Origin of the sequence: Clostridium mobile (assembly GCF_018918285.1) — a bacterium.
Taxonomy (GTDB): Bacteria; Bacillota; Clostridia; order Clostridiales; family Clostridiaceae; genus Clostridium_AW; species Clostridium_AW mobile.
Genome location: NZ_JAHLQF010000001.1, coordinates 1,137,842 through 1,157,751 on the forward strand (window position 1 = coordinate 1,137,842; position 19,910 = coordinate 1,157,751).

The window sequence follows — 19,910 nt, forward strand, 5'->3', positions numbered from 1 at the left end:
AAAGAAATTTATGTATATAAACTTATAATAATTACATATAACTGTCCCTCAATTTTATATATATAACTTATATAACTGTCCCCAATAATTTTTTTATAATAAACAAAATAGGGACAGCTATTTGAAATAACTGTCCCTATTTTTATATTTATTTTTAACTTTATTTATTTATCATACACTCTGCAATTTGAATTGTATTTAGTGCTGCACCTTTTCTAATGTTATCTGCTACAACCCATAAGTTTAACCCATTATCTAAACTAAAGTCTCTTCTGATTCTGCCAACATATACTCCATCTTTTCCTGAAGCATCAAGAGGCATAGGGTATACTAGGTTGTTTACATCATCTTCTAGTATAATTCCTTCAGCATTTTTATAAAGCTCAAATATATCTTCTAATTCAAAGCTATTATTTAATTCTACATTTATGCTTTCACTATGAGAATTTAAAACAGGAACTCTTACAGTAGTTGCTGTTATTTTTATTGAATCATCGTGAAGTATTTTTCTTGTTTCATTTACCATTTTCATTTCTTCTTTTGTATATCCATTGTCTAAGAAAGAATCAATGTGAGGAAGTAAATTTCCTGCTATTGGGTAAGGGAACTTTTTAGGTGCTTCCCCTTTATAACCTTCAACTAAATCATTGTATCCAGATGCTCCTGCTCCTGATACTGCTTGGTAAGTTGAGTAAACTATTCTCTTAATTCCATACTTATCATGTAATGGCTTTAGAGCTGCTACAGCTTGAATAGTTGAGCAGTTTGGATTAGCAATTATTCCTTTATGTTTTTTTACATCCTCAGGATTTACTTCTGGAACCACTAGTGGAACTTCTGGGTCCATTCTCCAAGCACTACTATTGTCAATTACTACTGCACCATATCTTGCAAATATAGGTGCATATTCTAAGCTAATACTTCCACCTGCTGAGAATAAGGCGAAATCTATTTTTTTATTTTTTATGTTATCTTCTTTTAGTTCTTCAACGGTATAGTTAGCTCCACTGAAGGTCATTTCTTTACCAGCTGATCTAGCTGAAGCAAACAGATATAGTTCATTAACAGGAAAATTTCTTTCTTCTAGTATTTCTAGAAACTTTCTTCCTACCATTCCAGTGCATCCTACAAGGGCAACATTATATTTCATAATAAATTCCTCCTAAAAACTTATTTTTTTGTTATAAATTTAATTCTTTAGCTAAGGCAGCTACAGCTTTCTGCTTGTCCTTTGAATCTATAGTATATGATATGCTTATTTCTGAAGTAGTTACCTGTTTAAATTCTATATCATTATTCGAAAATATGCAAAATACTTTTGCTGCCACACCAGATTGTTTCATCATACCTATTCCAACTACAGATATTTTCGTTATGTTTTCTTCTTTATAAACCTCAATGGTTCTAATTTCCTTTTTCAATTCTTTAGTTATTTCATCAATAGTATACATATCCTCTTTAGAAGTTGTAAAAGATACATTCACATATCCATCTAAAGATGCTGTTTGGCTAATCATATCAATATTTACATTATGCTTCGCTATTCTATCAAATATAGTTGCTATGTTTTTAGCTTTGTAAGGCACATTATTAATAGTTACCATTAAAACGTCATCACTGGCAGTAAGTCCTGTAATTATTCTATCTTCCATAGTTTCATCATACTCCTTTATATATGTTCCTAATTTTTCCCCATTATTTAATGCTACATAAATAGGTATGTTATATTTGCAGGCTATCTCAACAGCCCTTGCCTCCATTACTCCTGCTCCTAAGCTTGCCATCTCCATCATTTCTTCATAGCTTATAGAGTCTAATTTCTTAGCATTTGGGTACATTCTTGGATCTACATTATATATACCATCAACGTCAGTATATATTTCACAAGTGCAGTTAAGCTTGGCCGCTAAAGCTACAGCGCTCGTATCTGACCCACCTCTTCCTAAAGTTGTTATATCTCCATCTTCATTTATTCCTTGAAATCCTGCTACAATTACTACCTTTCCATCTTCCAAGTGTTTTTTTACATTTTCAATATTAATATCTTTAATACGGTTTTTAGTATGAGCACCTTCTGTAGTTATACCTGCTTGAAAACCTGTAAGGGATATGGAAGGATACCCAAGTTCTTGAAGCGCCATAGATAATAATGCAATTGATATTTGCTCACCTGTGGACATCAACATATCTAGCTCTCTCTTATTTGGATTTTGTGAAATTTCCTTTGCCATCCCTATAAGTTGATCTGTGGTTTTTCCCATAGCAGATACTACAACTACTACCCCGTCTCCTTTTTCTTTTCGCTCTACTATCCTTTTTGCAACAGCCCTTATTTTATCAGTTGTACCTACTGATGATCCGCCATACTTTTGCACAATTAAAGCCAAACTAATTACCTCCTTTTAAATTTCCAAAAATTCTTTGTATTTTAAGTATTAAAAAAACAGTCATAAGCAAAAGGGCTTATGACTGTATAATAGTATACTAAAACCTTTTGCCCCAACATGGCAAGCACCTCTTTAAAAAATTGGGCAATCCTTTAAAGACAGTACTATACTTATTCAGCATAGTCCCAACACATTTCATTTATATGTTTCGGCGATTACCCCCCTCCCTTACAAATAAATGTAAGGTACTAATAGCAACCGCGCCTCTATACCACGTTGTTTACAAGAATATTAAATTTTAAAATTAAGAGAAAAACAAAAACAGCCATAAGCAAAAGGAGCTATGACTGTTATATAACAATAAAACCTTTTGCCCCAACATGATAAGCACTTCTTTAAAAAGTCGGGCAACCTTTTAAAAACAGTACTATACTTATTTAGCATAGTCCCAACACATTTTCTTTATGTGTTTCGGCGATTACTCCCCTCCCTTACAAATAAATATAAGGTACTAATAGCAACCGCGGCCTCTATACCACGTTGTTTATTCCGTTATTTATTTTTATACTTTTTAATATCATTATTAAAATATTATCAGATGAACAATATTAAGTCAACTATTATTTACTTTTTATGTAGTTTTATTACTTTTTATATATTTACATGGGAAACTTTATTTCCACACCATTGAAGAAATTTCTCAAAATCATTATAACTTATTGTTATAGTTGCTGTATTTACATTAGGATGAAAACTAATATTTCCTAGATTAGTTATATCTTTATCTAGCAACACTTGTACTTCTTTTTCTTCATCATTTATTAATCCAAAAGGAGTTACAGAGCCCGGTGTTAATCCTAAATATTTGTTTAATCTTTCCTCTGATGCAAAACTTAAACTTGTACTTTCTATTTGATCTGCAAGTTTTTTTAAATCTACCTTTTTCCACTCTTGTATAACTAAAAGGTAATGTGTATTTCCTTTTCTATTTCTAATAAATAAGTTTTTACAGTGCTCTCCTTTAATATCTATATCCAGTTTATCTGCCTCTTCAATAGTAAAAACTGCCTCATGTTCATATCTTGTATATGGTATATTTAATTCTGCTAAAACATCGTATACCCTTTTTTCCTGTTCTTTATTCATGCCCCATATCCTCCATTGTAATTATAAATTTTAGTCTTTTAATTAAAAGTATATTCTGTAATACCCAATTTGATTTTTATCATCTATACTACACTATTATTTATAAAACTTCAACGAATTTATGAAACATTCTATAATTACTTTTGGAGGCCTAGCATATCTTCAACTCTGTCATTCATATATCTATATGCATCCTCAATTCCTTGATTATAAAATTCTCCTGCTAATTCTTCTATTATGAAGTTTAGTAGTAGGGTCGCCGCTAAGTCGCCAATTTCTTCATCTCTTTCTTCTGAAAAATATTCTTTTATTGATTCTATCATTTCTTTTTTCTTATCTTTATCTAACACTATTTTCTTCATAAAATTATCTCCTTTACATTATAAATATATAAAATTAGCATTTTACATATAATGATTTGAACTTGCCACTAGTTTTTAAAGTCTTAAATCTCTTCAATTTCTACACACCAGTAGAACCGAACCCTCCTGCATTTCTCTCAGTTTCAGTTAATTCTTCAACCTTTATAACATCTACTGGTATAACTGGTTTTACCACCATTTGAGCAATTTTCATACCTATCTCTATCTTGAATTGTTCCTTACCATGATTAATAAGTATTACTCCCACTTCCCCACGGTAACCTTCATCTATAGTTCCTGGAGTATTTAAAACAGTTATTCCATTTTTTAAAGCTAGTCCACTTCTAGGTCTAACTTGTGCTTCCGTATGGGGTGGAAGTTGTATACTTATTCCTGTTGAAACTAACTTACTTTCTCCTGGGTTGATTGTCAATTCAACGGTAGAAAAAAGATCTAACCCAGCATCTCCTATATGAGCATATTCTGGCAACTTTGCATCTTTATTTAATAATTTTACTTTCAATGTATATTTCATCTTATTGTTTCCTCCCTTATTTCAACTGTAAATTAAATTTTAATAATTATAACATAACACTTTTTAATCATTAAACATAGATAATTGTACAGGCTTAACTTGTTTATAAAAATTCATCCTTGTCATTATATTTTCTTTATAGCATAACTCTTTAAATTTACTATATAAACCTTCATAATTAGGAGCAGGACAAAAATATGAATTCTTATAATTATTCACGTACTTTTCCTTAAGTCCTGGAAAGTTTTTATTTAGATGGCTAAAATAATATTCTCTTTGACCTTCTCTTATAGTCATTCCAAACCAAGCTATTATATATTTTGCTCCTGCATCCTTTCCTCTTTTAACTATTTCTTCAATGTTATAATATTTATCAGTAATATACGGAAGCATAGGAGTTAACATTATTCCTGTATAAATTCCATCTTTTGAAAGCTTCTCTATAGCCTTGAATCTCTTTGAAGGGGATGGTGCATTTGGTTCTATAATTGAGGCTAAACTATCATCCGCTGTTGTTATAGTTATAGATGCCGCAGCATATATCTTACTTATCTCTTTTATAATATCACTGTCCCTTGTAATTAAATTTCCTTTAGTAATAATGTGAATAGGAAATTTATATAGATTTATAACCTCTAAAGCTTTTCTTGTGATACACAATTCTTTTTCAATTTGCATGTAAGGATCATTCATACTTCCTGTGCCTATGGTTCCTATATTTCTCTTGGATTTTAATTCTTTTTGTAATAATTCTATTGCATTTTTCTTTATTAGAATATCTGAAAATTTTTCTATACCATAGCAGCTACTCCTTGAATCACAATAGATACAACCATGTTGACAACCACGATATAAATTCATATTATAACTTAAACCAAAATATTTATCAGGACCATTTTTTATTGTAGAAAGTATAGTTTTAGCATATATTTCTTTAATCATTTATTTTTCACCCATAATATATTATATAATACTTTATAACTGTCCCCCAATATTAACTTTATATAGCTCATCTAAAAATTCATTAAACCCTATTATTTTAGAGTTTTCTAATAAAAATCTACCACTATTAAATAATCTTTTATCTTCAGTAACCAAAATATAATTTTCATTGTTTTGACAAATGCAAATTAATTCATAATCATTTTTAGATATTTTATTTCCTTCTATAGAATAAAACGGTTTATCAATCTCGCATTGCAACCCATATGAATTTTCATCAATTATATGGTCTAATAGCTTCATAAATTTATTGGTTAGTACAGGAACTCCATTAAAATCTTTAAATTCCTTTTGTGATAACTCTCCTGCTACATTATTAGATATCTTAAAATCTATCCCCTCAGCTTTTTCTATATTTTCTAATATCTCTGGACATTCATTCCATATTTTTATAATAATATTTGAATCTAAAATATACACTTTATTAATCATATATTTTCTCCTTCTGTGTTTATATACTACTATATCATTTGCTTTTTATAATATGTAAAATACATTATATTATAAAATTTATTAAGGTATTTTATGTATTCCTAATGGTAAGATATTGTATACATATAACACAGAAAAACATATTTTATTACTATATGTGATGGTAAATTATACTCTAATTTTTATAAAGTTAAGACATGTAATGCTAAATATTCATTACATGTCTTTATATTCTTAATATATGTCTGTAATTACTCCAAATGAGGATCCTTTAATGCGTTTTATATAACTGTCTCCAATTTATACAATTTAAATTTCCTATATATAATTTCTATAATTTTCAAATGACTGTCCCTTAGATTTTATTGATTTCTATGGTTGTCCCTCTATGTGTAAAAATAAATATATATTATCTCCTTCTAGAAATTATATTTATAAGAAAGCCAACTATAAAGCCTATAAAAAATATCAATATGTTTTTTATTATAGATCTTCTTTTTCCCCTATCTCCTGTATCACCCATATCCCCCATACTGTCCCTCCAAATATTTTATAATATTAACACACTTAACTTATTTTTATTTATCACAACAAGTTAACTTATGAAAGGTTAAGTTAATACTCCTAGAAAATATATTTTAATATTTACTTTAAAGTTTCATCTATTTTTTCCATAGCATAATTAGCCTGGGCTAATTGAAAAACTTTATTTTTACCTTTATATGAAATTTTTATTCCTTTACATAATTCCTTAAAAAATACTCTATCAAATAAGGAGAATTTATTAATTTCATTAGATATATCTATATCTTTCATATCATTATTTTTAATTATTATACTTTCACTCTTTAGGTTTTCTCTAAAGGGAGTAAATTTTATTTCTTCCTTTGAAACATATAAAACTCCAAAGGTTGGCCCATCTAATTTTTTAAGGTTGCATATAAACATCAATAAATTCATCTTTTTATCATAATTCTTTAAATCCTCATAAAATTTATCAACTTTTACTTTTGTTCCTTTATATAGATATTTTGGTGTTAGAAAATATATCAGTATACTAACTGTAATTAATATTATAAAATCTATAACTACATTATTCTTCCCTGTAGTTATCAACGTTCGTATAAAGCACAGAACTCCCCATAATAATATCCACTTTATTCTTAAACTCTTGAAATAAACTTTGATAAATTCATTATCTTTCCTTTGCTCAATATTATGGTCCATATTTTTCAACTCCTAATTATGAGCAGTGCATAGCTCACCCTTATTAAATCTCTCAATTTTTTTATTACTTCTTTTAATTTCATCATAATTCAATCTGAAATTTCTCTCCTTTTAAGTAACAGACGGCTCTCCCAATTCTGATTAATTATTGATTTGTACACCTCATGTGAAATAATAGGTTTTTCTAGTTCACACATGGTTTTATCTGAAATTTTATTTCCTTCAAATAGTTCAGTTCCTGCTTTTCTTAACAATCTTTTATAGTTATCAATATAGGGATGTAAAGTTTCATTGTCCATAACTAATAGAGGTCCCTCCCCTCTATAAATTTCTGCTATAAGTTTTGAATGCATGTTTCTAGATATTCTCTTATACATTAAACTAACTACCTGAAAATGACTTTGCTCACTAAATCCACAGTTTGAAATCACTATTATTTTAGGATATTTTTCATAACGCTTTCTATGTATACTCTCACCCTTAAAATCCTCCTCTATATGTGGATTTATTAAAGGTATAAGTCTATCAAAGAATTTCTTCATAATACCTGTAACGTTATCTACATAAAGTGGGCTTGCAAATACTACATAATCTGATGAAATATATTTATTTAATAATTCCTCCATGTCATCTTTAATGATACATTTTCCTGGAGTTTTTACCCAACATGAAAAACATCCCTTGCAGGTGTTTATATTTTTTTCTGTTAAAAATATATTCTCAAAACTTTTAAAGTTGTTTTTTACATCTGCTAAAAATTCTTCCACCATAATATTAGTAGCGCTAAACTTTCCTTTTGGACTTCCATTGAATATTGTTATTTTCATATCCCCACTCCCCCTACTTTTATTTGAAATACTAATATACCATGTAGTCCATTGTTTTACTGTCAATTATTTTCTTTAGTAATACCAATTCTTTTTTCGTATATTTTATATAAAATATATTCATAGTTTACCTAAGAAAACATTGGCACAAATTTTAAAGTTTTATATAAAAATAAATCAAATTGTTTTTTATATCTTGTAATATTTTTTATTAGAATAGTAGAAATCTAATTTTGTTTTATAAGCTTAATATCTCTTTTAATATTTATGAATAGACGTTTTAAGTTAATTTTACATTATATTTCCAATTAAAACAACAAAACCATCCTTTAATTGGAAAATCAAAGGATGGTTAGGGGACAGTTATTATAGTTTATAGGAGTTAGTATAGTTAAGTGACAGTTATTATCTTATAATTCGCCCGAAACGATTTTTCCTCTAAACATAACTGCATTTTTCTTAGTTCTTCTTGCTACAGCTTCCGCAGAGCAAGATGCTTCTGTAAATACTATATTAGCTTCATCTCCTACTTTGGGCCATGTTTTATTACCTTTATTATCTAGTGGAGTTACTCCATTGGTTATAAAATTTAAAGCTCTGGTGAGTAAGTATTCATCTATCCAGCCAAATCTTTCTGCCATTCTACTAGCCTTTTGTAGCATATCTCCTGTACCAAAGGGGCTCCAGTGATCGTTAATATTGTCATTTACCACATATACCCTAACTCCTCTTTCATGAAGAAGCGGAACAGGAGGTGATGGTATATCAATAGGTACTGTAGTAGCGATACTTATATTTAGAGATGCAAGTTTATCTGCTAAATCCCTTACTTCTTCAATATGACTGTCCCCCATACAATATGCGTGACTTATATTTACCCTTCCTTGCCATTTAGCATCTTCCACCATTTGAGCTAGCCTATTTATAGTATACATTCCTAATTTTCCACCGTCATGTATATGAATATCCACATCAGAATTAAATTCTACAGCAATGTCCATCATAGTATGAAGAGATTTTTCAATATCATTATCTATAGTCGCAGGGTCAAGTCCTCCCACTACATTAACACCATTTCTCATAGCTTCCTTCATTATTGGTACTGAATTACTTCTTAGTAAGCCATGTTGAGGAAAAGCTACTAATTCATAAGTTAGTTTATCTTTATAATTTTCTAGAGCTGCAATTACTTTTTCTAAATTGCCCAAACCTACAACAGGATCAACATTGCATTGCACTCTAGCATGAGTTACTCCATTAGATGTAATTAAATCTAACAATTTCTCAGCTCTTTTTGTTGTAATGGGCAAAAATTTAGGTAGAAATTCTTCTTCCTCTTTGATTCTGTGAGTAACACTTTTAAAAGGTGTACTTGCCTTCCACGGCCCTCCAAGATGACCTTTATCAAGATGTATATGCTTCTCTGTAAAGGATGGTAATGCTAAAAGTCCCTTTGCATCTACAACTGGATTTTCATCCTGCTCCTTCTCGCCTTTTTTAATTTTTATTATCTTTCCACCTTCAATTAAAATATGATATATGCTAGTTTTTGTACTAGTTACCTCTCCACTGTTTGTACTAACCGCATTTTCATTATAAGTAAAACCATCTTCAAGCAAAACATTAGTTAACCAAAATTTTTTATTCATTCCTAACACCCTCACTTTTTAAATGTTCATAGCAAAAATACACCTCCAAATGTTAGTTTTTTATCTAACATTTGGGGTGCACTTCAAAGCCTCAACTCTTTTTTATTAATTTTTAGAGAAATATTATGATATTAACTAAAAATTAAGCTTAACTTTCTTTTCTGTCTCCACTGTTATTTTACCATTTTTGATTACATATAATCTATCTGGAATATCTATTATCGCATCATTAATAACTTTTGTGTCTAAAAGTACCATGTCCGCTTTTTTACCAACTTCCAAACCATAATCTTTAAGTCCTAAAGCCTTAGCAGGATTTGTTGTAATCATTGGTAATACAGTTGGAAGGTCATCTGCTCCTCCAAGATGTGCTGTAGGTATAGCAAGCATAGCAATTTGAATTAAATCTCCATTTCCATATGGTGTAAATGCATTTCTTATATTGTTTGTAGCTATGCACATATTAACACCGCCATCGCGCAATGTACGTACTGGAGTTAATGCTCTTCTTACATTATATTCGTCTTTTCTTCCTCCAAGATGAAGATCTGTAGCAGGTAAACTCATTACACTGATTTGAGCTTCACGCATCTTTTCTACAATTGGTGCTAATTTTTCTTTTGATAACGCTCCTAAACTTGTTAAGTGACCTACTGAAACCCTGCCTTGATATCCTTCTTTTATAGTTTTATCACATATATATTCTATTGTTATTCCTTCTGCATCATCTTTGAAATCCTGATGAAAATCAATTGGCTTATTATACTTTTTAGCTATTTCAAATACTAGATCTATGTGATCCATAGCTGGAGCATCATTATATGGTATACCTCCAACTACATCTGCACCCATTTCCATAGCTTGGAACATCATTTCTTCAGTACCAGGTGATTTAAATATACCTTCCTGTGGAAAAGCGGTTACTTGAATATCTATCACATCTTTAAATTCATGTTTTAGTTTCATAACAGTTTCAAAACCTGTAAATCCCTGTGATGGATCAAACTCTGAATGAGTTCTTATGTGAGTTGTTCCATTTTTTATTAACATCATCAATGCTTTTCTTGCTCTATTTTCTACATCTTCCTTAGTAAAAGTCGGCTTTAACTGCCCTGTAACCTGTATTGCTTCCCATAAAGTACCTGATTTATTTGGTAATCTATCTGCAATCAATGCCTTATCAAGATGTATATGGGCATCTACAAGCCCTGGAATAAGCACTCTTCCTTCACCTTCTATTTCCCTTTTAGCATTTCCTTCTATGTGTGGAGCAATAGCTACTATCTTACCACCTTCTATAGCCACATCTTGTAGCTCTTCTCCATCTTTAATCCTAACTTTTCTTAAAATTATATCCATAGAAATACCTCCCTTTTTAATGAGTCTTATATTTAGAAATTAGATTACATTTTGATTAATAGATTATATTTAAACCAATTTATATTTAAAATAGATTCTGTTCTAGAATATAAACGATATTATCAATAATAATGCTACACAACCTCCAACCCATTTTGTATTACCTTTAACCACATCAATAATCGGAATTTGAAATCCTGAGGATAATGCTTGCATTGTGATATTAACAAAGCTCATTTGACTGCCTAAGCCGACCCCCATGGCTACAAATCCTAATTCCATTGGTGTAAATCCAAGAGAAACTGCTACTGGTAATACTAGTGTTAATACTGATCCAACATATGCTCCTGCTGGTACCCCAACTAGGAATCCTGCAAGTACTGTTGCCGGAACAACTAAAGCTGGTGGTGCAAGTTTAGCTACACTAACTATTGCTGTAAAGGCTCCAGTTTCACCAATCATATTTATAAATGCTAAGAATATACCAACGCTAAACAATTTTACAAGTATATAGTTTGATCCATCTACCATAGCATTAACAGATTCAGATAAACTAAACTTAGTGCATATAAATATTAAAGCTACTGTAACTACTGTATAAACTAATGGGGAAAGAATTGGTACTCCTACTGCTTTGTTTACGAAAGGTCCAAAAATTACTGCGAATAATAAGAATATTACTGGTATTGTACTTTTGAATAATTCTTTATTTGTCATATTCTTAACTTCTTCATTTTCTTCCCCTGTAAATATTGCATTTCTCTTTTTTGCTCCGTAGTATCCTATAATGATTGCTAAAATTACGAACCCTATCCAGTATATTCTCATTGAATCAACGTATTGTGCTACTGGTATATTTCCAAGTTGTGATACAACTCCTGATTCCAAAGATGCCGGTGATGTTGTAAATGAAACTGCTGCGGCAATTGCCATTGCAGCTATAAGCTCTGGAATTGCTCCAACTGCAGCAAAGGCAAGTGGCGCTATAACCATGGCACTTCCTCCACCTATACCTGACATATAAGTAGCTGCTGCTTGTAGTATTACTATAAATGCTGCGAAAAATTCAACTCTTCCTTTGATTCCACGTCTAACAAGAGTTAGAGCTGATGTGTAACCACCAGACTTAAATACTGCCATAGCTACTGCTGAGTTAATTATAGGGACAGTTATTGTAAGCATGGAAGGTATGGCTTTTAAAAAGAAGTCATTTGCTTGAGCAAGAGTGATTCCGCCTATTATCATTGCCATTACTCCACCAATCAAGCCTGCTACCAACATGTCTACCTTCTTAAATAATAATATTAAGATTACAATCAAAGGAATAACTGTCAATACTGCTTTAAAACCTTCTGGTGCAGCTGCCTGCTTTGTCACTTCTGCCGCTAATACTGGAGTTTGTGTTATAAAAAGCATCACCATTAATGCAAAAATGCCTTGTAAGAAATTCTTTTTCTTATTTATATTCATATTCTCACTCCCATTCATTATTTTTTCATATAATTTTTAAATAATACTCGAGTATTTACTGTGGAACTTTATAAAATAAGCCTTGTGCCCGTTTGTCCTTTTAAAGCCTGTTCTAGTTTATCAATTGAAGTTATTATTACATTTTTTCCTCCCTTTTTTAGGAAGTATATTGCTGCATGAATTTTAGGACTCATGCTGCCTTTTGGAAATTGTCCTTCTTCCATGTATCTTAGAGCATCCTCAATTTTAAGCTCTAATAAATTTTCTTGGTTTGGTTTGCCGAAGTTTATTGCTACCTGCTCTACTCCTGTTAATATAAAGAAGTAATCTGCCTTTATCTCAGCAGCAAGTAATGCACTTGCAAAATCTTTATCTATAACCGCTTCTACTCCTTGAAGTTTTCCATTCTCTTCTTCAACTACAGGAATTCCTCCACCACCAGCTGTTATAACTAACATGTCTTTTTCTATTAATGCTTCTATAGTATTCTTTTCTACTATTTTCTTTGGCATAGGTGATGGTACAATTCTTCTATATCCTCTACCACTGTCTTCAACAAAGGATATATTTTTTTCTGCTGCCTGTTTATCTGCTTCTTCCTTAGTATAAAATGGTCCAATTGGCTTTGTTGGATTATTAAATGCTGAATCTTCTTTATCTACCACAACTTGAGTAACAACAGTAGCAATATCCTTTTTTATTCCTTTATCTTTCATTTTATTGTAGAACGCCTGTTGAATAAGGTAACCTATGTTTCCCTGTGTTTCTGCATTACACACATCAAGTGGATATTTAGGTACCACACTTGCAGCCAGTTCAGTTTTTATTAATGTATTTCCAACTTGTGGTCCATTTCCGTGAGTTATTATAAGGGTGTAATCCTTTTCCATTAGATCTAAAATAGCATCACAGCTGTCATTGATATTTTCTTTTTGTTCTTCTATACTGCCTTTTTGACCTTCTTTTAGTATTGCATTACCCCCAATGGCTAATACTATTTTTTCTTTCATAGTTTTTTCCTCCAATATATTCAGCGATTATTTTTGTAAATATTCATACAATTTTTCGTAAAATAAATTTTCTCTTTATGTGTTAGGTGGAGCCTTTATTTGCAAAGGCTCCCATAGTAATATTTTAAGATTAGAGAATTTATATTGATTTATTTTTAGTTAATTTATTCTTCTATTAGCTCACCAAAGGCCATTACTGCCTTTACAAAACAATCTAGTGGTGCTGTTACAATACCAGCTCCTATTTGTCCAACTCCTGGTTCCTTATGAGCCATTCCTGTATTGATTACAGGTAATATTCCTGTTTCTGCAACTTTTCTTATGTCAATTCCAGTAGGTACTCCTTGGAAATTTAAGTTTGGCATTTGATATGCTTGGTTTGTTCCTTCTGTAATCTCCTCCATATCCATTGTGTATTGTATTGCCGCTTGTACTGATGCTGCACCTACAAATTGAACTACAGCTGGAGCAGCTCCCATAGCAAATCCGCCTAGTCCTATACATTCAACGATAGCACTGTCCCCCATATCTGGGTTTGCGTCCTTTTCACTATATCCTGGGAAATACAATCCTTCTGGCATATTAACTGGAGCTTCAAACCATTGTTCACCTAATCCACTAACCTTAATTCCAAAGTTAGTACCATTTCTGCTCATTGCAGTTACAATAGTACAACCTTCTATATTTTTAACTGGGTCCATAGTAGCTTTAGCATTTGCCATGGCAATGTTTAAGAAAAACTGTTCATTACCAGTGATAAAGTCTGTTATTTGCTCAAGTTCTTCCTTATTTTCTACTACTCTTACTAAATGAGGCATTATTGTTCTAACAAATATTGAAGATGCTGCTATATTTCTTTGATGCATTTCATCTCCCATTGCTAAAGCCTTAGCTGTTAAAACTTGAGCATTAATTGGTCCAGATAACTCTAATGCTTTTTTTAGTGCAGGTGCAAATACTTTTTCTAACCATTTTAATCTATTTATAACAGTTGCATCATTAGCACCAAATCTCATAACCTTTCCTAATCCTTCATTAAATGTGCTATATGCATAATTTCCAAAAGTCTCATTTTTAACAACTAGAAGTGGCATTGAGTAAGTTATCATACCAGTCATAGGTCCAACGCAGCCCATGCTGTGGTTACTTACAAGTTTAATCTTTCCTGTAATAGCCATTTCTTCTGCTTCTTCGTAACTATCAGTCAATCCTTCATATATTATTGCTCCAACGATAGCTCCCTTCATAGGGCCACACATATCTTCCCATTTGATTGGAGGGCCAGCATGTCCTATGGTGTTTTTGTCCATCCCTGGGATTACATCTTTAGCATACTTAACATCTACTAAAAAATTATTTGCTTTCTGAATTCTTTCAAATGCAATTTTATTTGCTTCATCTATATTAAACTTCATTTAGTTCACCTTCCTATTTTCTATTTAATTTCTCAAGTACTTCTAAAAGTTTTGCATCTCCACCAGCCGCTGGCTTCCATTCTACATGTATACAATCAAGTTTCTGATGTTTATTTGCTTCATGAAATATTTCAAGCCCTATATTAATAACCTTTACTTTATTTTTAAATAAATCTTTTATCTTATTCATTTACAGAGCCTCCCATCATTTTGGACCAAGCTTCACCCTTTGATGAAATCAATAAGGCTAATCTAGTGGCTTGAGCATTTGATGGCATCACTATAACTCCACCTTTTTCAAGCTTTTCTATTTGGTCCTTTCTGCATTGAATATCCTCATCAGTTCCACAAACTGAAGCTATAAAACTTACAGAACGTCCTTCCTTTTGTAATTCATTATTAATTTCTTCTATGGTTGGAATTAGTGTGCCAGCTGTATCTTCATGGGCACCATATCCTATTACTACATCCAGTAATACCACTGCTGTTTCTGGATCTAATGCTTCTTTTTTCATTCTTTCTAGTCTAAGTCTTGGATCAATCATAGGATGAGGTCTACCATTTGTGAAATAATCGTCCCCCATGTCTAATACAGTATTTTTCTCACTTTTCTCTATGTCTTTTAGTAATCCATTTTCTTTTAATGGTGTGTTGGAGTAAATTTCTTCAACATAGTCATTCATCAACACCATAGCCTCTGAAGATAATGTTCCACCTGAATAAACTCCTCTAATATATTTTTGATTTTCTGAAAGTTTTCTAGTTTCTCTTTGAACAATTTCTTTTATAGTTTCCTTAGAAGAGGTAAATATTATATTTTCTATTTTCTCTCCTCTTGCTAGACTAACAGCTGCATGTGCTGCATCTTCTAAGGTAAATGTCTGTATAACTGTCCCCTTATCTATTTCTATTGAGCTTCCTCCAATAAAGCATGTGACTACTGGTTTATCAATGTTTTCTATGGATTTAAATATTTTTTCCATAACGGATTTGTGAGGTGGTTTTGATATTATCACTATAACTTCTGTTTCTTCATCTTGAGCCAATGCCTCAATTCCCATTAGCATCATTCTTCCACCTACATATTCTTTAACATCTCTTCCACCAGTTCCTATAGCCTGAGATACTCCTTCTCCAAATCTGCTTACTAAACATGTAACTTCTTGAAGTCCGGTTCCTGCTGCAGCTACCATTCCGATTTTGCCTCTGTTAACCACGTTAGCAAAACCTAGAGCAGCTCCACTAATGATTGCAGTACCACAGTCTGGTCCCATCATTAAAAGTCCCTTTTCAATGGCTTTATCCTTAAGCTCAATTTCTTCTTCTATGGATACGTTATCACTGAAAAGTAAAACGTGTATATCATTTTCTAATGCCTTCATAGCTTCTCTTTTAGCATGTTTTCCTGGTACAGAAATTATAGTAAAGTTAGCTCCTGGTAATCTTTTTATTGCAGTGTTTAAAGTTTTTGCCCTTAAATCTCCTTCATGAGTATCGCTATTTTTCTTTTGCAGTTCATCTTCTATTACCTTTACTAATTCCTCAATCCTTTCTTCACTGTCAGCTTTTGCTGCGATAACTAAGTCATTAGAAGTAATATCAGCATTTTCAGGAAGCAAAAGCCCTGAATCGGTCATTAATTTTTTATTATAGTCAGTTCCCATCATGACAGTAGCATCTAAAATTCCTTCTAAGGAGGTAATTTTACTTGATATCATCATTAAGGTTACTGAATCGTAATAGGTATTCTTTTTTACAATATTTTTAACTACCATAACTATCCTCCATTATTTTTAAATTAGAAATTAAGTAAAATCCCCACAATAATCCACATAGCCCGTCGGTACCAGATGAGTGACCTATAGATATCATGGATATTGCTGCTTTATATAATTCCTCTGAATTTTTGTTCCATAAAGCTTCATACAATTTATGAAAACTCTCACTAAATCTCTCTTCTGCAGCTTCCTCAAGAAATGTCTTGCTCACTGTAGTTGTCTTATGTGAATTTTTTAGTATTTCATTGGAAAGCTTTTCATAAAGTTCTAAAAGAGGGATATCTAATTTTTTAAAGCAGTGTAATACGCTCATTACCCCAACTAAAAAATCATCTCCTGCTGGAGTTAGTCCTGCCCCATAACCTATTAAGCTTGATAATTTTGCTGAAGCATCATTTTGTTTTTTATTATAGAAGTCTTTATAAGCTTCATTTAGCGCTCTTACAATATTCTCTTTATTTTTATATTTAAGTGTCTCTTGATTGTCAGCAATAATTGAAAGAACCTCTTCTTTAATACCACCTGATTTTCCATAAAGAATGACTATATTTTTTAATTTATTAATCTGCTCTTTATTTTTAGAAAGAAGGAAATAATCTTTTAACCTAGGGTTCCAAATTAGAGGCCTTTCTATATTAACTGATATACTGCCAATACAAATTACGTCTTTTTTAATTGTAATAACATCCCCTACTTTAACAGGAAGATCTAAAAAATTTACTGAGTCATTAATAGAAATGCTTAAAGGTCCTTTTGGTACATTTGAATTTTGTATAGATACTAATTTATCATTGTATTCTACATTAATTACATTTTTGAATATTGAATGAATCTTACTATGATTTAAACTATACATATTTTTTAGTACAGGCATACTTATAAAATTAACCTTAAACATTTTCTATCACCCTCTGTAGTTTTAATTATAAATTAATACACTTTCAAATCCATCAACAACATGCCAAAAATTCTGAATACTTTATTGTGCATTTTGCACAAATATTATATTTAACTATTTAACTATTTAACTATTTAACATATAAAAAAGAGACTATACCCTACATAGTCTCTCCATTGTAAACAAATAATAATTTCATTATATGAATTCCTAATTGAAATTCTAAGTTTTCATCCCCATTTTCAAGGTCCGTATTTAATATTTCCTTTATTTTATCAAGTCTATATAATAAGGTATTTCTATGAATATACATGCTTTTAGCAGCTTCACTCATGTTACCTTTGCACTTAAAATAAATTTCTAGGGTTTCTATTAAGTTAGTTTTATTTTCCTCATCATATTCTGCTAATCTTCTTATTGAACTATTATAAAATTCCTTTAATAAATCCGTATTTCCTGTAGAATTGAGAAGATGATATATCATGAAATCATCAAAATGCACAACTTTGCCTTTATTATTCAATTTACCTATCATTTTATTTGATTCCATAGCTTCCTTAAAACTTTTTGATAAATTTACTATTTTATAAGCCCTTCCAATTCCAATGGTTATATTGTAATTATTATATTTTCTTAAAAATTCTTCTATTATGTCTTTGCCTAGTGTTACCATAAAATCTCTTATATCTTTAGGATTTTCAGAATTTTTAATTGGTACGAAAGCAATAACATAAGCACTTCTCGTAATAGATATAGTATTTATTTTTTCTTTAAGAGATATTTCATCAATTGTTTTTATAAGGTCATCCTTTAATTGACGAATTAAGTTTATCTCTAAATAATTACCTTTTATATTATGTAAATCCTTTAACTCCAAAACCATACATGAGTACTTATATAAAGGAGTTAACCCATACATCATAGCTAAGTTTTCCATCTCATCTTCTGAAGGTATTTTCCCTTCAATAAGTTCATCAAAAAAATCTCTTCTCATGAGATGCTTTGCCTCATCTACTGCCTTTTCTTTCATTCTTTCAAGCATTATTATTATCAATGCTCTTTCAATGGCTATATAATCTAACTCAATCATTTTTCGATTAATTTCAGGAACTATTATATACCCATGTATTTCTTTATCAGAAACTATAGGCTTTATTCTAAAAGAAACTTCCTTATCCCCAATAGTACTTATAAATTTAATTGCTTCTTTTGGCAGTTCATCATCCTTATAGTATTTTTTTATAAATTCAGTATTTAGAACAAATTCGTTATTAACGTTAATAAATAACTCTTTAATATAATATTTTGTATCTTGAAAATTTTTATTAGAAATTATTTTCCCATGTTCATCGGTAACTAATACTGGATTATCAATTACGTTTCCCAATTCATCTGTAAGTTCGTTTATGCTTCCACCTCTAATCACTATATTCATAAACTCCTCATGTATATCAAAAGATCTTCTAAGTCTTTGACTCTGGCGCTCATAAAGCTCTTTATAAAACATACTACTTACATCTGCTAAACTAAATTCATAAGGAATTTCTATAATAGGTAATGCTAAATCATCTGCTTCTTCTAGCACCTTTTCATATAGCTTTAATATATATCTATTTTTTTTAATTCCTATACCTGCGGCACCTATTTCACTTAACTCTCTGATGAAGTTTAATTGTATATCCTCATCATCTTTCATAAAATATCCCGTGGTTAATAAAATTTCTCCTGGTTTTACCCATTTAAGTGTATCTGGATTTTCCATCATATTTATACTAGCTACAGATTTTTTTAATCCTTTTGTGCCTGCAAGCACTACAAAGCCTTTTTCTTTTAGAGAGATCACAAATTCTTCTAAATTCATCGTTAACTCACCTTCGTTTCAACTGATTTTAAAGGATTTATTTTTATAATAAACTATATAGAGGTATTATATACTACATAGCTTATAAAACAATAGGGAACAGAGTTAATCTCTATTCCCTAAAAATAACCTAATGCTTTGGATTTTCGCTTACAATTTCTATAGCCCTTGTCAATGCTCCCAATACGTCAGCTTTAAATTGGATGTTTAGCTCATTTGTTTTTACGAATATGTTCCCCTTTTCTGTCACAACATATAGTGGTTTTAAATTATTTAAAGCTATAGCTTTTATGTCATCAACACATTTTTCGCATTTACAAATATCACTATATTTATTTAAAGTACTTGGCAGAAGATTTTCCACCATGGCTTCCATATAGTTTTTAATCATTGTATCACTCTCTTTCGCCCTTTCGGCTATTGAATTCACAATTTAATATGTTCTACATTATTACAAAAAATCCTTTGGATTTTCCATTATTTTAATACTTTTTACTATTTTTACTACATTTTCATCATTTCATTATTCATCATTCCATCATGACTGTCCCT

Annotated in this window: 20 protein-coding genes and 2 riboswitches; all 20 genes read right to left on the reverse strand. The window is 30.8% G+C overall.

Translation table 11 applies throughout. From position 1 onward, the window contains the following. Window positions 1–160 precede the first annotated feature (160 nt). The gene (locus KQI86_RS05600; RefSeq protein ID WP_216438158.1) at window positions 161–1,150 is read right to left on the reverse strand and encodes an aspartate-semialdehyde dehydrogenase; all 990 of its coding nucleotides are present in this window, start codon (window positions 1,148–1,150) and stop codon (window positions 161–163) included. A 31-nt stretch (window positions 1,151–1,181) separates the two neighbouring features. Continuing rightward, window positions 1,182–2,387 (reverse strand): aspartate kinase, encoded by a 1,206-nt coding sequence (locus tag KQI86_RS05605; RefSeq protein ID WP_216438160.1) that lies wholly within the window; start codon window positions 2,385–2,387, stop codon window positions 1,182–1,184. Between the two features lie 114 nt (window positions 2,388–2,501). Next, a riboswitch (Lysine riboswitch) is annotated at window positions 2,502–2,665 on the reverse strand. A gap of 99 nt (window positions 2,666–2,764) precedes the next feature. Further along, window positions 2,765–2,928: riboswitch (Lysine riboswitch) on the reverse strand. 110 nt (window positions 2,929–3,038) lie between these two features. Continuing rightward, window positions 3,039–3,533: a prolyl-tRNA synthetase associated domain-containing protein gene (locus KQI86_RS05610; protein ID WP_216438162.1), complete on the reverse strand. Its 495-nt coding sequence runs from the start codon at window positions 3,531–3,533 to the stop codon at window positions 3,039–3,041. Window positions 3,534–3,670: 137 nt separating this feature from the next. After that, complete coding sequence (locus KQI86_RS05615) at window positions 3,671–3,895, reverse strand: DUF2164 domain-containing protein (protein ID WP_216438163.1); 225 nt, start codon at window positions 3,893–3,895, stop codon at window positions 3,671–3,673. A gap of 100 nt (window positions 3,896–3,995) precedes the next feature. Continuing rightward, the gene (gene dut, locus KQI86_RS05620; RefSeq protein ID WP_216438165.1) at window positions 3,996–4,430 is read right to left on the reverse strand and encodes a dUTP diphosphatase; all 435 of its coding nucleotides are present in this window, start codon (window positions 4,428–4,430) and stop codon (window positions 3,996–3,998) included. Window positions 4,431–4,493: 63 nt separating this feature from the next. Beyond that, window positions 4,494–5,372 (reverse strand): SPL family radical SAM protein, encoded by an 879-nt coding sequence (locus tag KQI86_RS05625; protein WP_216438167.1) that lies wholly within the window; start codon window positions 5,370–5,372, stop codon window positions 4,494–4,496. Between the two features lie 33 nt (window positions 5,373–5,405). Then, on the reverse strand, window positions 5,406–5,864 hold the full coding sequence (locus KQI86_RS05630; protein WP_216438169.1) for a PIN domain-containing protein: 459 nt from the start codon (window positions 5,862–5,864) through the stop codon (window positions 5,406–5,408). Window positions 5,865–6,273: 409 nt separating this feature from the next. Next, entirely contained in the window at window positions 6,274–6,396 is a 123-nt protein-coding gene (locus KQI86_RS20345) for a hypothetical protein (RefSeq protein WP_281417208.1), read from the reverse strand. A gap of 113 nt (window positions 6,397–6,509) precedes the next feature. After that, a complete protein-coding gene (locus KQI86_RS05635; RefSeq protein ID WP_216438170.1) occupies window positions 6,510–7,091 on the reverse strand; it encodes a hypothetical protein in 582 nt (193 codons plus the stop codon). An 89-nt stretch (window positions 7,092–7,180) separates the two neighbouring features. After that, window positions 7,181–7,918 (reverse strand): flavodoxin family protein, encoded by a 738-nt coding sequence (locus KQI86_RS05640; protein ID WP_216438172.1) that lies wholly within the window; start codon window positions 7,916–7,918, stop codon window positions 7,181–7,183. A 410-nt stretch (window positions 7,919–8,328) separates the two neighbouring features. Beyond that, window positions 8,329–9,567: an amidohydrolase gene (locus KQI86_RS05645; protein ID WP_216438173.1), complete on the reverse strand. Its 1,239-nt coding sequence runs from the start codon at window positions 9,565–9,567 to the stop codon at window positions 8,329–8,331. A 135-nt stretch (window positions 9,568–9,702) separates the two neighbouring features. Then, the gene (locus KQI86_RS05650) at window positions 9,703–10,926 is read right to left on the reverse strand and encodes an amidohydrolase family protein (protein WP_216438174.1); all 1,224 of its coding nucleotides are present in this window, start codon (window positions 10,924–10,926) and stop codon (window positions 9,703–9,705) included. Between the two features lie 102 nt (window positions 10,927–11,028). After that, a complete protein-coding gene (locus KQI86_RS05655; protein WP_216438175.1) occupies window positions 11,029–12,396 on the reverse strand; it encodes a hypothetical protein in 1,368 nt (455 codons plus the stop codon). 68 nt (window positions 12,397–12,464) lie between these two features. After that, a complete protein-coding gene (gene arcC / locus KQI86_RS05660; RefSeq protein WP_216438177.1) occupies window positions 12,465–13,406 on the reverse strand; it encodes a carbamate kinase in 942 nt (313 codons plus the stop codon). Window positions 13,407–13,570: 164 nt separating this feature from the next. Beyond that, window positions 13,571–14,821, reverse strand: a complete 1,251-nt coding sequence (locus KQI86_RS05665; RefSeq protein ID WP_216438179.1) for a YlbE family protein — start codon at window positions 14,819–14,821, stop codon at window positions 13,571–13,573. Between the two features lie 13 nt (window positions 14,822–14,834). Next, a complete protein-coding gene (locus KQI86_RS05670) occupies window positions 14,835–15,011 on the reverse strand; it encodes a fdrA domain protein (RefSeq protein WP_216438180.1) in 177 nt (58 codons plus the stop codon). After that, on the reverse strand, window positions 15,004–16,596 hold the full coding sequence (gene fdrA / locus KQI86_RS05675; protein WP_216438182.1) for an acyl-CoA synthetase FdrA: 1,593 nt from the start codon (window positions 16,594–16,596) through the stop codon (window positions 15,004–15,006). The genes KQI86_RS05670 and fdrA overlap by 8 nt, the downstream gene beginning before the upstream one ends. Next, window positions 16,586–17,497: an oxamate carbamoyltransferase subunit AllH family protein gene (locus KQI86_RS05680; protein ID WP_216438184.1), complete on the reverse strand. Its 912-nt coding sequence runs from the start codon at window positions 17,495–17,497 to the stop codon at window positions 16,586–16,588. The genes fdrA and KQI86_RS05680 overlap by 11 nt, the downstream gene beginning before the upstream one ends. A gap of 160 nt (window positions 17,498–17,657) precedes the next feature. Continuing rightward, window positions 17,658–19,358 (reverse strand): PucR family transcriptional regulator, encoded by a 1,701-nt coding sequence (locus KQI86_RS05685; RefSeq protein WP_216438186.1) that lies wholly within the window; start codon window positions 19,356–19,358, stop codon window positions 17,658–17,660. Window positions 19,359–19,488: 130 nt separating this feature from the next. Continuing rightward, window positions 19,489–19,788: a late competence development ComFB family protein gene (locus KQI86_RS05690; RefSeq protein ID WP_343216140.1), complete on the reverse strand. Its 300-nt coding sequence runs from the start codon at window positions 19,786–19,788 to the stop codon at window positions 19,489–19,491. Window positions 19,789–19,910 lie beyond the last annotated feature (122 nt).

Excerpts from the sequence above, each read along its gene's own strand:
- KQI86_RS05630 (WP_216438169.1), bottom strand. The coding sequence starts at position 5,864 with ATGATTAATAAAGTGTATATTTTAGATTCAAATATTATTATAAAAATA.
- KQI86_RS05625 (WP_216438167.1), bottom strand. The coding sequence starts at position 5,372 with ATGATTAAAGAAATATATGCTAAAACTATACTTTCTACAATAAAAAAT.
- KQI86_RS05635 (WP_216438170.1), bottom strand. The coding sequence starts at position 7,091 with ATGGACCATAATATTGAGCAAAGGAAAGATAATGAATTTATCAAAGTT.
- KQI86_RS05640 (WP_216438172.1), bottom strand. The coding sequence starts at position 7,918 with ATGAAAATAACAATATTCAATGGAAGTCCAAAAGGAAAGTTTAGCGCT.
- dut (WP_216438165.1), bottom strand. The coding sequence starts at position 4,430 with ATGAAATATACATTGAAAGTAAAATTATTAAATAAAGATGCAAAGTTG.
- KQI86_RS05680 (WP_216438184.1), bottom strand. The coding sequence starts at position 17,497 with ATGTTTAAGGTTAATTTTATAAGTATGCCTGTACTAAAAAATATGTAT.
- KQI86_RS05655 (WP_216438175.1), bottom strand. The coding sequence starts at position 12,396 with ATGAATATAAATAAGAAAAAGAATTTCTTACAAGGCATTTTTGCATTA.
- KQI86_RS05645 (WP_216438173.1), bottom strand. The coding sequence starts at position 9,567 with ATGAATAAAAAATTTTGGTTAACTAATGTTTTGCTTGAAGATGGTTTT.
- KQI86_RS05670 (WP_216438180.1), bottom strand. The coding sequence starts at position 15,011 with ATGAATAAGATAAAAGATTTATTTAAAAATAAAGTAAAGGTTATTAAT.
- arcC (WP_216438177.1), bottom strand. The coding sequence starts at position 13,406 with ATGAAAGAAAAAATAGTATTAGCCATTGGGGGTAATGCAATACTAAAA.
- KQI86_RS05685 (WP_216438186.1), bottom strand. The coding sequence starts at position 19,358 with ATGAATTTAGAAGAATTTGTGATCTCTCTAAAAGAAAAAGGCTTTGTA.
- KQI86_RS05615 (WP_216438163.1), bottom strand. The coding sequence starts at position 3,895 with ATGAAGAAAATAGTGTTAGATAAAGATAAGAAAAAAGAAATGATAGAA.
- KQI86_RS20345 (WP_281417208.1), bottom strand. The coding sequence starts at position 6,396 with ATGGGGGATATGGGTGATACAGGAGATAGGGGAAAAAGAAGATCTATA.
- KQI86_RS05600 (WP_216438158.1), bottom strand. The coding sequence starts at position 1,150 with ATGAAATATAATGTTGCCCTTGTAGGATGCACTGGAATGGTAGGAAGA.
- fdrA (WP_216438182.1), bottom strand. The coding sequence starts at position 16,596 with ATGGTAGTTAAAAATATTGTAAAAAAGAATACCTATTACGATTCAGTA.
- KQI86_RS05650 (WP_216438174.1), bottom strand. The coding sequence starts at position 10,926 with ATGGATATAATTTTAAGAAAAGTTAGGATTAAAGATGGAGAAGAGCTA.
- KQI86_RS05610 (WP_216438162.1), bottom strand. The coding sequence starts at position 3,533 with ATGAATAAAGAACAGGAAAAAAGGGTATACGATGTTTTAGCAGAATTA.
- KQI86_RS05665 (WP_216438179.1), bottom strand. The coding sequence starts at position 14,821 with ATGAAGTTTAATATAGATGAAGCAAATAAAATTGCATTTGAAAGAATT.